A 15,684-nucleotide genomic window follows, 5' to 3' on the forward strand; every position below is an offset into this window, starting at 1 on the left:
CGGGACTACCTGCGTATCCCCTGTTTATGTTGGTAGGCCCTTCTTCCCGATCAGCGTCAGAGCCAGCATCGCAATAAGTAACAGGACAATCGTAGCCCCTGGCGCAAGATTCCAGATTCCGGCTACAACAAGGCCACCCACTACCGCAATTTCTGCGATAACCACCGAAACAATAACCGATGATTTAAAGCTGCGCGATAACAGCAGGCTAATGGCTACTGGTATGGTCAGCAGCGCGGATACCAGCAGGGAACCAACGATTTTGATTGCTGTGCTGATTACCAGTGCGGTCAGGATCGTTATTAACATGTTCAACAGCTTCACCGGCAGTCCGCTGACGCTCGCAGCATCCTCTTCAAAGCTGAGTAGGAAGAACTCTTTGAAGAATAGCGCAACCACAACTACAACTGCTATCGTAACCAGTCCAACGACGAGCAAGTCCGTATTATCGAGCGTATAGATGCTACCGAACAGATAGCTCATAACATCTGCATTGTACCCTTTCCCCAGTGTGAAGAAAAGCGAAGCCAGCGCTACACCGCCTGACATGATGATGGCTATGGACAACTCGGCATAGCTTTTGTAAGCCTTGCGGAGCTTCTCAATGGCAAAGGAGGCGGCAACGGCAAAAATCAGTCCTGCTCCCAGCGGATAAAATCCCGCCAAGAAGCCCAATGCCACACCGGCAATCGTGACATGCGCCAGCGTGTCCCCGATCATCGACAGACGTCTAAGAACAAGAAAAACGCCTATAAGCGGCGCAGTAATACCAATCAGCAGACCGCCCGCAAGCGCCCGCTGGAAAAAATCGCTGAATAGAATTTCCAAAATCAATTCTCCTTTTTTTTCGATCCCTCCCAAACCCTCCCTTCCCGAAGGGAGGGCCCCAAAGGGCTGCACCCTCTGGACACCGCTAAGTGCAACTGACGTAGGCGGGAGGGGGGCTGTGTCTAGGACCGTTTGGCGCATGATCGCTTTCGTCCCTGACGGGACACACTTTACGGTGGACGGGACTTAGGGACTTGAAAGATCTACTGACAAGTTCAAGATATAAGGTCAAAGGCAAGGGCAAAGACCTGATGTTATCCTATGTTATACAATGGATAACTGTAAGATCCAATGCGCTTGGTTATCCCATGTTTGACTATGGATAACCACAGGATCTAATGCTTTGGTTATCCTATGTTTGACTATGGATAACCTCAAGATCTAATGCTTTGGTTATCCTATGTTTCACCATGGATAACCTCAAGATCTAATGCTTTGGTTATCCTATGTTTCACCATGGATAACCACAAGATCTAATGCTTGGTTATCCTATGTTTGACCATGGATAACCACAAGATCTAATACTCTGGTTATCCTATGTTTGACTATGGATAACCACAAGATCTAATGCTTTGGTTAACCCATGTTTCACCATGGATAACCACAAGGCAAACATATGAAGGCAACTAACGTTATACTGTCGACGCCTCATCAATACTAAAAAACCTGGGAGCATAACTGGAAAAACTCCAGTTATTTAAGAAGGATAGCTCCTTTTTCTCAAATTAGCTGGAATTGTTCCTGTTAATCTAGCATTTTAAACGGATTAGAGCTCAATAGCCGAGAAATAACAGGAACTTATCCAGTTATTCTAACACTGACCAAAGAATGAATCAGATTACCGGGAAAAAATCCCGTTATTCTCATGTACTCGATCTCCATCAACCAAGTGTGTGCTGAAGATTATCCTCGACACAATCCTGCACATCATGAGAGTGGCGGGAGTAGAAATTGATTTTACCGTTACGCTGGACAGGCTCCTGCCCCAAATAATTACGGATCATATCAATATCATGGGACACCATCAGGAAGGTCATATGATGATGAGCATGCATATGCGTGATCAGGTCGAAGAATCCGGCCTGCGTCTCGGCGTCGATCCCAACGGTAGGCTCGTCCAAAATCAGCAGATCCGGGTGATTGATCAGCGCCCGCGCCAGGAACACACGCTGCTGCTGACCGCCGGAGAGCTGACCCACTCTTTTATCCGCAATATCCTGTATACGCATCACTTCGAGTGCATCATCACACTGCCGGTGCTGTGCTTTGGATACTCTACGAATCAGGTTTTTGTTGTTATAGAGGCCAGACAGCACCACTTCACGCACGGTAGCCGGGAACAACGGGTTAAACGCATTTTTCTGCGGCACATAGCCGATCCGCTCCCAGTCCTTAAACTTGCGCACGGATTGGCCGAACAACTTGATATCGCCGCTACTCGGAGGCAGCAGGCCGACGATCATTTTCATCAACGTGGTTTTACCAGCGCCATTGGAGCCAATGATGCCGAGAAAATCACGCTCTTTTACAGTATAGCTAAGTCCGGATATAACTTTTTGCTCTCCATAGGAAAAGGAAAGATCCTGTATCTCAATCATATGTTGATGACAGTCCAGGGATACCGGTTGCATGCATAGTACCACCTTTCACGTATACTTTCCTTATTATTGTAAGGCTAGAATTAGATTTTGCAAATTTTTCTCCATCAGAGTGAAATAATTATCGTTATTTTTCTCCTGTTCCTGAGTCAGCCCCTCTACCGGATTCAGCACAAGCGTCGATACTCCTGCTTCATTTGCCAGTGTTTTGGCAAGTCGATCGGAGACCAGTTCCTCGAAGAAAATATACTTAATCCCTTCATCCTTCACCAGTTTCGCCAGCGCAACCATATCCTGCCCGCGTGGCTCTGCATCCGGTGACAAGCCCATAATCGCATGCTGATCGAGACCGTAATCACGAGCCAGATAGCCGAAGGCCTGATGGGAAACCACGATTTCTTTGCCCGGTACCTTGGCAAGTTCGGTTTCGAACTTGGTGTCAAGTGCCTTGAGACGCTCTGCGAGCTTATTGTAACGCTCCTCGTAGGCATCTTTATGCTCAGGGTCAGCGGTTTGCAGACTATTTTTAATATTTCCGGCCATAATGAGCGCCGACTTCGGACTTACCCAAGTATGCGGGTCCGTGTGCAGGCTATCTCCGCCCGTATTTCCACTCTCCGCACCATGATCCTCTGCTACACTCTCATGATCGGCATTACCGCTGCCGCCATGGTTATGACCGTCATCTTCATTGGTTTTGATCAAATTAATGCCTTGGCTCACTTCCACCGCCTGCACTTTACTTCCACGATCCAGCCCCTTCAGGAAGTTCGGCACCCAGCCTTCCAGCCCGGCACCATTATACAAAAACAGCTGCGCTTTAGAAGTATTAATAATATCCTGACTGCGAGGCGTCCAGTCATGCGGTTCTACACCGACTGGCAGCAGATTAATGGCATGGACGTCATCCCCGCCAATTTCTTTGGCAAATTCATATATAGGATAAAATGTGGTGACCACGTTTACCTTGCCCTCCACAATATTTCCACCACTCTTAGCGCCGCATCCGGCGAGTACCAGAACCAGCATCAGGGCTGCCATGAACCACCCTTTGCGTGACATGCGTGAAACCATAATAACTATCGACTCCTCAGATCGTAATATTTACTATGCGAATTATAATAGTAATGGTTACGATAAGTCAACTCTTTATCCTCTTTACCCCTAATGTTGATTTGGTATTTGACTTGTGTTTTCTCTTCCTTTAGCTTGCCCTTCTATAGCAGATAATAGAATACCGCTGTTGCCGAAGCATAGTCTTACTATTCCTTTTCCTTTTCCTTTTCTTTTTCTTTCTCATCGTATATACAAAAAGGAACACCCCCTCAGCTCTCATAGCTGTGAGAATGTTCCCTTTTTAATGTACTCTGTTGTGCTCGGCAGTACTCTGGCATTATTCCAAATTGCTGCTCTGCACTACTCTAAATCACTTTTTAAAAAATGTCCCGTCTTATTTCACAATCGCTCCGTTAGGCATGCTGTCCGGTACCGTAGCAAGCGTCAGCTGATCGCCTTTGGAAGCTGCCAAAATCATACCCTGCGACAACTCACCACGCAGCTTAACCGGCTTCAGGTTCACGATACAGATCACCTTTTGCCCTACCAGCTCTTCAGGCGTGTAGAATTTAGCAATTCCCGATACCACCTGGCGTTGCTCGTAACCAAGATCCAGTTGGAGCTTCAGCAGCTTGTCAGCTTTCTTCACTGGCTCAGCGGCGATGACTTGTGCCACCCGCAGCTCTGCCTTGGCGAAATCGTCAATGCCGATTTCTTCCTTGTGCTCTTCTTCCACCTCGGAAGCTTCTACTGCAGGAGTCGCTTCAGCCTGTTGAGCCGCTGCTGCCTTGCCTCCGCCCATCGCCTCAGCGATGTAAGCCACCTCTTGTTCCACATCGAGACGCGGGAAGATCGGATTACCCTTCACCAGCTTCGTGCCGGCCGGAATCAGGCCAAATGTCTTACCACTATTCCATGTAGTCAGCTCGCCTGACGCAATACCCAGCTGCTCCCAAATCTTCGCTGGTGCGCCAGTAAGGAATGGCTGCAGCAGAATGGACGCCGTCCGCAAACCTTCAACAAGATGTCTCATCACGGAAGCCAGCTCCGCAGTTCTGCTCTCATCCTTGGCAAGCACCCAAGGCTGCGTCTCATCGATATACTTGTTCGTCCGGCTGATGAACGCCCCAATGGCAGTCAGTGCTACGGAGAACTCCATTTTTTCCATCGCTTCTTCTACTTTGGCATACGTACTCTGCGCCGCAGCCTGCAATTCGCCGTCGAATGCTGTTACGTTACCCTCATAATCCGGAAGCACACCATCAAAATATTTCTCAACCATTGCACCTGTACGGTTCAACAAGTTACCTAAGTCGTTTGCCAGATCGTAGTTAACGCGGTCTACAAAGCTTTCCGGTGTAAATGTGCCGTCAGAGCCGAATGGCACTTCGCGCAACAGATAGTAGCGCAGGGCATCCAGACCGTAGCGGTCAATCAGGGTTACCGGGTCTACGACATTACCCTTCGATTTGGACATTTTTCCATCCTTCATCAACAGCCAGCCATGCGCAAAAACCTTCTTCGGCAGCGGCTCACCCAGTGCCATCAGAATAATCGGCCAGTAAATGGTGTGGAAACGGACGATCTCTTTACCCACGATGTGCACATCTGCAGGCCAGTATTTATCGTACAGACTACGGTCTTCCGAGCCATAGCCCAGTGCAGTAATGTAGTTGGTGAGCGCGTCAATCCATACATACACCACATGCTTCGGATCACCTTTAACCTTAACGCCCCAGTCGAAGGTCGTACGGGACACTGCCAAATCTTCCAGACCCGGCTTGATAAAGTTGTTAATCATCTCATTCTTACGGGATTCCGGCAAAATAAACTCCGGGTTCTCCTCATAATATTTCAGCAGACGGTCCGCATATTTGCTCATCCGGAAGAAGTAGCTTTCTTCCTTGACCAGCTCTACCGCATGACCACTGTCCGGGCTTTTCGCGCTAACAATGACACCATTGCCATCGCGCTCCACATCAACGAGTTGCGTCTCGGTGTAGAACGTCTCGTCAGGAATGCTGTACCAGCCTTCGTACTCCCCTTTGTAAATGTCGCCTTGCTTCAGCAACCGGTCAAAAATATCCTGAACGACAGTTTTGTGGCGTTCTTCTGTTGTACGAATGAAATCATCATTGGAAATGTCCAGCTTGCGCCACAGGTCCTTGATGCCAACAACAATATCGTCAACGAACTGCTGCGGGGTCTTGCCAGCTTCTCCGGCCTTTTGCTCAATCTTCTGCCCATGCTCATCTGTACCAGTCAAGTAATGAACCTCGTAGCCACGCAGGCGCTTATAGCGGGCCATAGCATCTCCAGCTACCGTTGAGTAGGCATGCCCGATATGCAGCTTGTCACTCGGATAATAGATTGGTGTTGTCAGATAAAAAGTTTTCTTGTCGCTCAATTGTCGTCACCCTTTCTTCTCCATAAAAAACAAAAAACTCCCGCCCCCTATATGGGGCGAGAGTAAACTCACGCGTTACCACCCAAAATTCCCTGTCTCCTCACAGAGAACAGGCTTCTCCAGTTCCCTTGCCGGGAACTGCCCATTAACGCTGGAACACGCCGTTATCTTACGTGAACCCAGTCATGCGGTTCTTCGCTCGAACACAGTTCCTCCCGGACCATATTCAATCTGGCGTCTCCTGCCGGTTCTCAGCTTCCCCGGTTCTCTGTACAGGTATCCCGATCTACTCATCCGTTCCTCGGAAATCAAGTTATTATCCAAAATATACCCAAAAAGACGCCGTCATGTCAAGTAACCTGGGACGTTCCTCCCTCTGGGTTCTCTTCCTTTAGCGGAGGGACAGGGTCCAAACCTCCCGGATGAAACGGATGGCAGCGGGCTATCCGCTTCGCAGCCAGCCATGAACCCTTTAAGGGGCCGTGAACTTCTATCGCTTCCAGTGCATAGGCTGAACAGGTCGGGTAAAATCGGCAAGTAGCCGGCTTAATCGGAGAAATATACTTGCGGTATACCCGGATTGGCGCCTGAATCGTTCTGCGTCCGACTCCCATCTTAATGTCCTGCTTTACTAAGACTTGCCGGCGCTGACTCTTCTTCCCGGGTCTCTTCACAATCTTTGCAGTAACCGAACACCTCAAATTTATGCTTGACGACCCGGAACTGGTCCGGCGTATCAGTCAAATTCATCGGACAGAAATGGATTGGATAAGTCTTCATGCATTGAAGGCAAATCATATGATGGTGATGATGATCGTGTACGCAGCTTGCTTTGAACTTCACGCCATCTTCAAAGACGACCTGCTCAAGCACACCCAGCTCCTCCATGACCCGGAGGTTACGGTAGACGGTATCAAAGCTGAGACCGCTATACTTGCGACCCATATGATCATAGACATCCTTCGCTGACAAATATCCTGTATTCTCGCCGAATAACTTGGCAAGCGTTTTGCGCTGATCGGTGATTCGCAGTCCCTGCCCCGACATGACTTCCAATATTTGATCTGTCGACAGCATACGCTCATCTCCCATAATAATTGTTCATTTCAATAACACTCTCTTTATAATGCCCCAAAATATATGCTCCGTCAATGAAGCTCCACCCTTGCCTAATCAAATATCAGTCCATATGTATTCAATTCATTAAAAAACCCGAGGCATGTTCAATAGCTGAACGCCCTCGGGATGGATAAGAAAATTTATTTATAAGTGCTTTAAACTGTAAATATCCTTACTTTTTAGCTGGAAGCGGAGTGAAGACAAAGTTTACAGGAAGATTACTTCCGGATGCAACGGTGAAGAGCATCTCAACCGAGCCCTCATATTCACCGGTACGGAAGAGCACTGCGTTCATGTCAGAATTCGACAAGCTTCCTTTATTCGCCAGATTCACAATCACACCATTTACAAGAACAGAACCAAGGTAGTTTCCTCCGCGCGGGTTGAAAGTAATCAGTGTGTTTGGAGCTACCCGATCAATCTTGATTTTGTACAATACGCCAAAGTTCCCCGCGTTGGAAGCTTCGGTGCCATTCATAGGATCCACACCGATAAGGTTCAAATCGTTCTTGTTGTCACCCAGAACAAGTCTGGATGGTACTGTTCCTACTACATCAGGTACGTCGATGATGCGGGTAGAATCAGGATACGTACCACGGTTGTGCACGCCGTCGCGGTCAAGGATAGGCAGCAGCGGCAATGTAGTCAACGGATCCTTGGTCTGCTCGATCATGATTACGTTATATTGGATGGCATAATCGCTCATCAGGTCAGCACTCAGTGAGATGATGTCACCCGGCTTCATAGCGACTTTGCTAGTATCCGTCAGGATCGGAACGCTTTGTCCCGGTTGAAGTGTGATCGTGCTGTAGTTCGCACCAGTCACAATAGAATTATAATACTTCATGACAGAAATTTTGCCCGTGTACTCCGGTGATGCTGCCGGACCGGCAAATCCGACAAATTGAGTCGTAATCGTCGCTGGTACCGGATTGTTATTAGTTGCAATGATATACACTTTCTGTCTTGTGCTCATGTTGTTCTTATGGTGAACCAGGAAACGTGTCGCACCAAGAGCCGTCTCGCGGTACAATACGCCTTCAGTGTTTACTGTCTCAGGGCTGTTACTGCGGATCAGTGTGTATGGCTCGGAAGAGGTGTTGTACGCCAAATTAGGATAGCTTGGGATGGAACCACCATCGATAGTCAGAACATCACCCGGCGGGGTGAACAACTTGGCTACTTCGTCTTGTGTATACATCTGATCATTAGTAATATTAATCGTCTTTTCAAAAGTTCCGCTGAGTCCGTGTTTGTCCGTAACCTTCAATTGAATGGAGATTGGACCCGGGTTGAAATAGGCAAGTGCGCGATTCGACCATTCGGCCGTCAGTTCTTCGCCTTCAGGATCGTAGCTGTGGTCAGTAATAACCACTGGCTCACCCATTTTATATTCATCTTTATCTGTCGTGAAGTTGGCTACCGGCGGCTGGTTAGGCTGCAGGACATTAATGGTTACAGAGTAAGGATTACTCCATTCTCCATTCGCGTCCCTAACGGAGTAGCTAACGGTATAGAAGCCTGGTTGATCATATATATCCTGCTTGCCTTCCCAACGTTCTTCAACGATGGCTGTACCATTCGGGGAAGAGCTGGTTGTAGTAAAAGCTACCGGCTGGCCAGCGTAGATCTCGGTCGGCTGAACCGTGAAGGAAGCTTTAGGCTTTGTATCCAGTGTCAGAGTGACACTTTTTTGCACATTATCTACGGTATAAGGAATACCAAGTGCCGCAGTAATGGAAGTTAGCGGAATCATAAAGGTACCATTGAACAGGTAAGCTGGACCTTTCATCGTTACCTTCTTGCCGTTAACGGTATAGACATTGCTGTCCGTCTTGAAACGCATAACGTCAGTACCTTTAGTTACGACTGTTTCCTTTGTTTTGTTGTCAAAAATGAATTTGACCCCTACCCGCTCCACCATGGCGCGGATTGATACATAGGATACACCATTCTTGACGGCCATTGGCTGGTTAGCCAGATATTGAACGCCATTGACATACATCTTGTTACTATTCATCATCAGAATAAGCTGATTGGGACCACCAGTGGGAATAGGCTGTGTGCCTGAGCCCGGGGTAACGGTTGGCGTCGGAGTTGCACTCGGTACTGGTGTTGCTGTTGGCAACGTTGTGGATACAGGTGTCTCTGTCGTTACAGGCAGGTCACTTGGCGGTGGCGTGGGTGAAGCTTGATCTGCTTCAGGCGCTCCGGTGTTAAGAGGCTGTTCTGTGGCCTCTGGCTGATGCGGCAATGCGTCTGTTGCTTGCGTCGGATTGACGGTGTTCTGTGGCGTAGCATCCGGGACAGCGGCACCAACTGTGCCGACTACCGTACCACTCACAGAGGACGCAAATGCCGGAACGGCTGCAGCGACCTGGGAAACGGCCAGTACAGCAACTAATGCGATTTTTCTAAAATTCATTGTATAACTCCTTCTGCTCCTATTTGATGGAATATTAGCGCACTACGATCTTGTTAGATGTACAGCAACCACATTCCCTGCAAAAATGCAGCCATCCATAAGGACGGCGGTCAAATCTGCCACGTACTTTTTTAACAAAACATAGTATTAGACGCATCAGGCCTTAAAAAGTTTCAGAAATGTAAAGAAAAGATTAACGCCAGCTTCCATAAACATGGGAAAACACCTCCCTGAATCGAAAACCATGATCCATGAAGGTGTCCATAGTATGCCATTGCGCATTTTTTATAGGGCTTAAATTACTTGGGAGCTATACCAAATGCTTACTCGGCGCTACGCTTCCAGGCTTCCCGGTATTCCTTGGGCGACATTCCCGTCTGTTTCTGGAATACTTTGGTGAAATAACGCCGTTCCTGATAGCCGACACCCGAACCAATCACCGCAATGCTCTTCTCGCTGTGGGCCAACATGAACTTGGCGGCATCCACTCGCTGCTGCGTCACATATTCGACAAATGTCATGGAGAAGCGATTCTTGAACAGCAAACAGAAGTAACTACTGCTTATGCCAAGCTTACCAGCCACTTCTTCAATGCCGATGTCGGAACTCAACTTTTCTGTAATGTACTGAACCGCCATATTCATGAGCTGATCCGATGATTTTTTCGAGTTCTCGCTTCCGTTTTCCGGCACTTCCTGGAACAAAGGTAGACTATTGAACAATTTATCTTTGTACTTTCTGCTGCGAATGTGGGCCCCGATCTCACGCACCTTGTTGCCTAGCTCCTCATAGTGTATCGGCTTGCAGATGTACTCCCTCACTCCTAGCCGGATCGCTTCACGAGCATAATCAAATTCCTGGTAGCCGGTGAGCAGCAGTACCTCGCACTCATTGCCAAGCTCGCGCAGCTTACCAACGAACGTCAGACCGTCCATGACGGGCATGCGGATGTCACACAGCACAAGATCGGGATGCTCCTCCTCGGCGATACGCAAGGCATCCATCCCGCTGCGGGCCATGCCCGATACAGTCATGCCCATTTCCTCCCAGGGCAGCACACGGTTCAAATTATTGAGAATCGGCGCCTCATCGTCAACCAATAATACTTTTAGCATAATGATCTTCCCCCTGCTCGTATTTAGGTATGACGCATTGTATGATCGTTCCAAGTCCCGGGCTGGAGCAGATAAAGACACCGTATAAGTCACCGTATTCAATACGGATACGGTCGGCCACGCTGCGGACGCCAAGTCCCCGTCGCTCATGATTCATTCGCTGCTCCGGCTTGTCAATGACCTCCTGCTCCGCATTTTCGTTCACCATGTACTGGAATAGCGATAGCTGAGCCGGTGTCATGCCTATACCATTGTCTGAGATTCTCAGGATCAGATTCCCCCGTTCTTCCCATCCCTGGATGATCAGCTTGCCTGTATAATCAATCCCTTCAAAACCGTGTTGAATACTGTTCTCCACAAGCGGCTGTAACGTAAGCTTCAGTATCCCGCAGCTCATCAGCTCATCTGGAATGTCGATCTCATAGTCGAATAGATCCTCAAAACGGAACTTTTGGATATCCAAATAATGGCGCAGATGTTTCGTCTCTTCCTCAACGGTAATTTCATCCCTGCCCTGAATGCTGATCCGTAAAATGCTGGCCAGCCTGTAGACCATTTCGCTTACTTTTCGCCCCTCATTCTGCACCGCGAGCACATTGATTGACTCAAGGGTATTAAACAAGAAATGAGGCTTAATCTGCGCCTGCAGCACTCTCATCTCCGCCTGATTCTTGCGACGCTGCTCGACCTGAATTCTGTTGAACAGACCATTGATCTTATTCATCAGATCGTTGAATCCCTTCGCTAGCAGAGTCAGCTCATCGTTCCCTTTTTCCTCAACACGGGTAGTCAAATCTCCGTCTTCCACACGGCGCATGAAACGGACAATGACCGCAATTGCCCCGGTAATTCGGTTCATGAAGAACAGGTTGAAGAAAACGGCAGCCAAGAAACAGATAAATACGACGATCACGAACCAGCGTGCGAACACTGTGACTTCACGGGATAATGTCTCCCAAGAGGTCACGGATACAAGACTCCATGGATAATCCTTCAGGTGATAGACAGAGAGAATACTCTTCTCGCCGTCGAACTCGGTTTTAAAGCTCTGAAATCCTTTTTTGAAGGCTACTTGTTTAGTGGTAAAAGATTCAAAGTTTTGTCCATCCAGCTTGCGATCCGGATCAAACAGGATCATACCGTCATCATTGACCAGCATGAAGGAAACATTCTGATCGCTGTCGCCTATCTTCAAATTGCGGAAGATCGACTCGAACTCCCAGTTTTTAATTTGAACAACCAGTATGCCGATATTCTGAAAAAAGCTTAGCTCCTTCACGAGCCGAATTTGCGTAAACACGGGTTCAGTCCCCGTAAGTTCCGGGTATTCGTGAGGAGCCAGCCATTTGGGCACACCATTGAGCGTCATGACTTGCTTGTACAGATCGCTCTCTTTGAACTTTTCATAAGGCATCGTGCGGAAATTCTCTTTGGTGAAAACCGAGACAATCTCCGAACTGCCTTTTCCATTGAAATTGTATAGAAACGCATAACTAATAGAAGGATGATTGTATAACAGACTCCGGAAATTGCGCTGGCTGGCATTCAGGCTCAGTTGCTCGGCATCCGTCAGATCCTGTTTGGAAGGATCATCGGCACTTAGTGCCATATGGAATACTGAGGTGGCAATTCCGTTGTCTGTTACATTGTCCATGTCTTTGAAGACATTAGAAATACTGTAGCTGATCGCCTTCAGGGAATATTCCGACTGCTGGCTATATTTTTTCTCAATAGAATTATAAGTCACGAAGAACATAATCATGCCAAGTATAAATAGGGGAATGATAATCAGGCCCACAAATGCCGTAAAGAGTTTATAGCGCAAATTCATCGGCCATGCTCCTGACCCTAAGGGATTATCCTTTCACACTACCCGCTGTAACGCCTTCAATGATTTTCTCCTGCAAAATCGCATAGATAACAACCACTGGCAATACGCTGTAGACAATCCCCGCCGACATCTGTGCATAGTTCATCTGATATTGATCACGGAATTGAACCATGCCCACTGGAAGCGTACGCAGCTCATCATTGGAAAGGAAGTAGTTGGCTAGCAAGAATTCATTCCAATTTCCTAGGAAATTCACAATGAATACTGTAACCATAGCGGGAACCGTTAGAGGTACAATAATTCTAGCAAAGATACCAGGGGCATTCAAGCCATCCATAACGGCTGCTTCCTCAATTTCCGAGGGCAAAGATCGCATAAAAGCAGCCAAAATAATGATCGTAAATGGAATTGCATTGGCAATATATGGGATGATCAGCGCCCAATGCGTGTTCAAGATGCCAAGCTTACGTACAATGTTGTAGATCGGCAGCATCAGCGCGTTGTTCGGAATCAGCATCCCTACCAGAACCAAAGAGAACAATATCGTATTCCATTTGCCCTGACGCATGCGCGTGATTGCAAACGCGAACATCGAGGCTAGCAGGATGGATACGACGGATGATAACACAGAAATGTACAAGCTGTTGAAGAAATACGTGCTTATTTTGGCGTTAACCCATGCCTCAACATAGTTATTGAAAACAAATTCTTTCGGAATACCAAAAGGATTGAGAGCAATCGCGTTGTTATCCTTTTTCACAGACGAGAACAGCACGAACAGGAAAGGAAACAGGATGACCAGCAGATAACCCAGCAGGATCACATGGGGCAGACTCTTTTTCAGGGTGCGCATTAGTATTCCACCCTTTCTGTACGCCGGGCAATAAGCACTTGATAAAGAACTGTAACCACCAGGGTGAACGCAAAGATCAGAACAGCGATGGCATTGCCGTACCCATACTTGAAGTTGGTAATCGCATATTTAATCATATAAGTTGCCATAACCTCGGTGGAACCTGCTGGTCCGCCCTTCGTCATGACGATAACGATATCTGCCGCCTTCATCGCACCCGCGATGGACAGCATGATGACTACTGAAATAATAGGGACAATCAAAGGAAGAGTAATCCGGGTCGCCCGCTGGAAACGGGTCGCGCCATCAATTGCCGCAGCTTCATCCAGTTCGCCTGGAATAGACAGAATAGCCGCCAGCACCATGACAATATAAAATCCGGTCCACTGCCACGCATTGGTGATCAGGATGGACAGCATCGCGAACCGCTCATCCGACAACCAGTATACCGGGTTGATTCCGACCAAACTCAGCAGTTTGTTAAAGAGTCCGATGTTTGGCTCGTAGATAAAGCCCCACAGGATGCCGATAACAGCCGTTGACATAATCGATGGCATAAATACTGCTGTCTTATACAGACCCTTCAGCTTTTTGACATTTGCGATCAAAAGAGAGAAGATCACGATCAAAGGAACTTGGATAAACACGGAGAACAGAATGAACCATCCGTTGTTTTTCACCGAAATCCAGAATCTTTCATCCCCAAAAGCCTTCGTATAATTACTAAACCCAGTGTATTTCACTGTCGCTGATACACCATTCCAACTGGTAAAGCTGTAATAGATGGAACTAAAGATCGGATAAATGAAGAACATCAGGAACAGAATTAAAGCAGGAACAACAAACAGCGTAAAAACCACAGGGTTTCTCAATGCTTTATTCATGGCTACCTCCAATTGCTTAGACATCAGAGAACGATTTAAGGAAGTATTTTAAAAAATGTACCCTGGAACAAGCGCCAGGGTACATTCAGTTTCCTGCTTCTTATTCCACTGCTGCGTTGGCTTCTTCCTGAACCTTTTGCAGCGCTTCGCCCATCTTCTCAGGTGTGGTTTGTCCGCCGATCAGCTTTTGAATTTGAATGTTACTGATCTCGGTCGTTACATCCGCTTGCACAAGAGAGTCAAAGGCTGGGAATGAGGATTGGGAGTTGTTCAGTACAGCTACGATCTCGCTCATCAGATCATCTGTAATATTCTCATTCAATACGTTTTGGTCAATCTTCATTGCAGGCAGCACGCCATCTTCTACAAGTCCGCGAAGCTGCATTTCTTCATTAAACAGATTCTTGATAAAGGACTTCACTGCAGCCAACTGACGAGGATCATTAGCTACTGCTGCAGAGAAGCCGTAACCATTGTTCACATCGCGCATCAGAGCTGTTTGGTCACCCGCGCCGCCCTCAACCGGAGGAATATTGAAGAATCCAACTTTGCCGATCAGGCCTTCACCAGATTGACCTGGTTTGAATACGGAAGATTTCCATGTTCCGTCATACAACAGGATGGCTTCACCACTTGTGAATTGTGTTGTATATTCAGCATATTCGAAGCCCAGTTCGCCTTTTTTGAAGTAACCTTTGTCTACCCAGTCTTTGTACTTAGCAAAGCCGGCAACGACTTGCGGATCTGTCCATTTAGCTTCGCCAGTAGCGAACTTAGCAGTAACTTCCGGTCCAGCATAACGGGACCACAAGTGGTTAGCCAACATCAACGGTACCCAACCTGCTTTGGAGGCAGCAGCCAATGGCACTTTGCCGTCAGCTTTGATATCTGCCAGTTGTTGTTCCAGCTCGGCAAAAGTCGTAGGGGCCTTCCAGCCCTTGCTGTTGTAGTACTCTTTGTTATAGAAGAATCCTTCACCGGAACCGCCGATTGGCAATCCGTAGATCTTTCCTTCATAAGTAAACGGATCAAGGTTGGAGAACTTATCTTTGATGCCCAATTCTTCCAGAATAGGCGTCAGATCAAGAAGCTTGTTTTCTTTTGCATAAATCTTGGAGTCAGGGCTACCGAACAGATCGAATACCTGCGGTGGATTGCCTGCCGCCATTTCACCACGAAGTTTTTCTTTGCGGTTCACGTCTGATTCAACGCCGTCCAGCTTAAAGGTTAAACCAGGAACATCCCCTTCTACCTTCTTAACTACATCCTCCAAAATAGCCAAACGTTTTTGTTTGTCTGCCCCTACTTGGGTGTGACGGATCGTCATTTCGAACGGCTCCTCACTTACCGGTTCCTCAGTAGCAGGTGCGTTTGTAGCTTCCACCGTGTTCGTTCCAGTTTTGTTGCCCTCACCATTGGTAGTGCTAGTGTTGTTATTTCCTCCACAACCGGCAAGCAGCGCAGAGCTTACGAAAATCAGGGACAACAGCAAAGTCATACTTTTTTTCATTTTTGTGACCCTCCCTATTTAATGTTTTCGTTTACAGTTTCTATTATAAAAAAAGGTG

The 15,684-nt window shown here is 47.5% G+C and carries 12 protein-coding genes; all 12 read right to left on the bottom strand.

All coding sequences use genetic code 11. From position 1 onward, the window contains the following. Positions 1-24: 24 nt before the first annotated feature. The 12 genes from ACFRAM_RS09550 to ACFRAM_RS09605 all read right to left on the bottom strand — a co-directional run bounded on the left by ACFRAM_RS09550 (position 25) and on the right by ACFRAM_RS09605 (position 15,626). Positions 25-828, bottom strand: a complete 804-nt coding sequence (locus ACFRAM_RS09550) for a metal ABC transporter permease (RefSeq protein ID WP_175373035.1) — start codon at positions 826-828, stop codon at positions 25-27. Positions 829-1,709: 881 nt separating this feature from the next. Then, the gene (locus tag ACFRAM_RS09555) at positions 1,710-2,459 is read right to left on the bottom strand and encodes a metal ABC transporter ATP-binding protein (protein WP_175373034.1); all 750 of its coding nucleotides are present in this window, start codon (positions 2,457-2,459) and stop codon (positions 1,710-1,712) included. A gap of 33 nt (positions 2,460-2,492) precedes the next feature. Continuing rightward, positions 2,493-3,500: a metal ABC transporter substrate-binding protein gene (locus ACFRAM_RS09560; RefSeq protein ID WP_379465672.1), complete on the bottom strand. Its 1,008-nt coding sequence runs from the start codon at positions 3,498-3,500 to the stop codon at positions 2,493-2,495. Between the two features lie 376 nt (positions 3,501-3,876). Beyond that, positions 3,877-5,889: a methionine--tRNA ligase gene (gene metG, locus ACFRAM_RS09565; RefSeq protein WP_379465673.1), complete on the bottom strand. Its 2,013-nt coding sequence runs from the start codon at positions 5,887-5,889 to the stop codon at positions 3,877-3,879. Positions 5,890-6,239: 350 nt separating this feature from the next. After that, entirely contained in the window at positions 6,240-6,503 is a 264-nt protein-coding gene (gene yidD / locus ACFRAM_RS09570) for a membrane protein insertion efficiency factor YidD (protein WP_379465674.1), read from the bottom strand. Position 6,504: 1 nt separating this feature from the next. Then, the gene (locus ACFRAM_RS09575; protein WP_066363786.1) at positions 6,505-6,966 is read right to left on the bottom strand and encodes a Fur family transcriptional regulator; all 462 of its coding nucleotides are present in this window, start codon (positions 6,964-6,966) and stop codon (positions 6,505-6,507) included. A 214-nt stretch (positions 6,967-7,180) separates the two neighbouring features. Beyond that, positions 7,181-9,433 (bottom strand): copper amine oxidase N-terminal domain-containing protein, encoded by a 2,253-nt coding sequence (locus ACFRAM_RS09580; protein WP_379465675.1) that lies wholly within the window; start codon positions 9,431-9,433, stop codon positions 7,181-7,183. 323 nt (positions 9,434-9,756) lie between these two features. Then, positions 9,757-10,548 (bottom strand): response regulator transcription factor, encoded by a 792-nt coding sequence (locus tag ACFRAM_RS09585; protein ID WP_379465676.1) that lies wholly within the window; start codon positions 10,546-10,548, stop codon positions 9,757-9,759. Beyond that, entirely contained in the window at positions 10,526-12,379 is a 1,854-nt protein-coding gene (locus ACFRAM_RS09590; RefSeq protein WP_379465677.1) for a cache domain-containing sensor histidine kinase, read from the bottom strand. The genes ACFRAM_RS09585 and ACFRAM_RS09590 overlap by 23 nt, the downstream gene beginning before the upstream one ends. 25 nt (positions 12,380-12,404) lie before the next feature. Beyond that, positions 12,405-13,232: a carbohydrate ABC transporter permease gene (locus tag ACFRAM_RS09595; RefSeq protein ID WP_175373027.1), complete on the bottom strand. Its 828-nt coding sequence runs from the start codon at positions 13,230-13,232 to the stop codon at positions 12,405-12,407. Next, the gene (locus ACFRAM_RS09600; RefSeq protein WP_175373026.1) at positions 13,232-14,116 is read right to left on the bottom strand and encodes a carbohydrate ABC transporter permease; all 885 of its coding nucleotides are present in this window, start codon (positions 14,114-14,116) and stop codon (positions 13,232-13,234) included. Before ACFRAM_RS09600 ends, ACFRAM_RS09595 begins: the two co-directional genes overlap by 1 nt. 100 nt (positions 14,117-14,216) lie before the next feature. Then, the gene (locus ACFRAM_RS09605) at positions 14,217-15,626 is read right to left on the bottom strand and encodes an extracellular solute-binding protein (RefSeq protein WP_379465678.1); all 1,410 of its coding nucleotides are present in this window, start codon (positions 15,624-15,626) and stop codon (positions 14,217-14,219) included. Between the last annotated feature and the right edge of the window lie 58 nt (positions 15,627-15,684).

The sequence above is a fragment of the Paenibacillus sp. NPDC056722 genome, assembly GCF_042790635.1.
Taxonomy (GTDB): domain Bacteria; phylum Bacillota; class Bacilli; order Paenibacillales; family Paenibacillaceae; genus Paenibacillus_AQ; species Paenibacillus_AQ agri.

Coding starts and splice junctions, on each gene's coding strand:
- yidD (WP_379465674.1), bottom strand. CDS start 6,503: ATGGGAGTCGGACGCAGAACGATTCAGGCGCCAATCCGGGTATACCGC.
- ACFRAM_RS09555 (WP_175373034.1), bottom strand. CDS start 2,459: ATGCAACCGGTATCCCTGGACTGTCATCAACATATGATTGAGATACAG.
- ACFRAM_RS09575 (WP_066363786.1), bottom strand. CDS start 6,966: ATGCTGTCGACAGATCAAATATTGGAAGTCATGTCGGGGCAGGGACTG.
- ACFRAM_RS09560 (WP_379465672.1), bottom strand. CDS start 3,500: ATGGTTTCACGCATGTCACGCAAAGGGTGGTTCATGGCAGCCCTGATG.
- ACFRAM_RS09585 (WP_379465676.1), bottom strand. CDS start 10,548: ATGCTAAAAGTATTATTGGTTGACGATGAGGCGCCGATTCTCAATAAT.
- ACFRAM_RS09590 (WP_379465677.1), bottom strand. CDS start 12,379: ATGAATTTGCGCTATAAACTCTTTACGGCATTTGTGGGCCTGATTATC.
- ACFRAM_RS09580 (WP_379465675.1), bottom strand. CDS start 9,433: ATGAATTTTAGAAAAATCGCATTAGTTGCTGTACTGGCCGTTTCCCAG.
- ACFRAM_RS09595 (WP_175373027.1), bottom strand. CDS start 13,232: ATGCGCACCCTGAAAAAGAGTCTGCCCCATGTGATCCTGCTGGGTTAT.
- ACFRAM_RS09605 (WP_379465678.1), bottom strand. CDS start 15,626: ATGAAAAAAAGTATGACTTTGCTGTTGTCCCTGATTTTCGTAAGCTCT.
- ACFRAM_RS09600 (WP_175373026.1), bottom strand. CDS start 14,116: ATGAATAAAGCATTGAGAAACCCTGTGGTTTTTACGCTGTTTGTTGTT.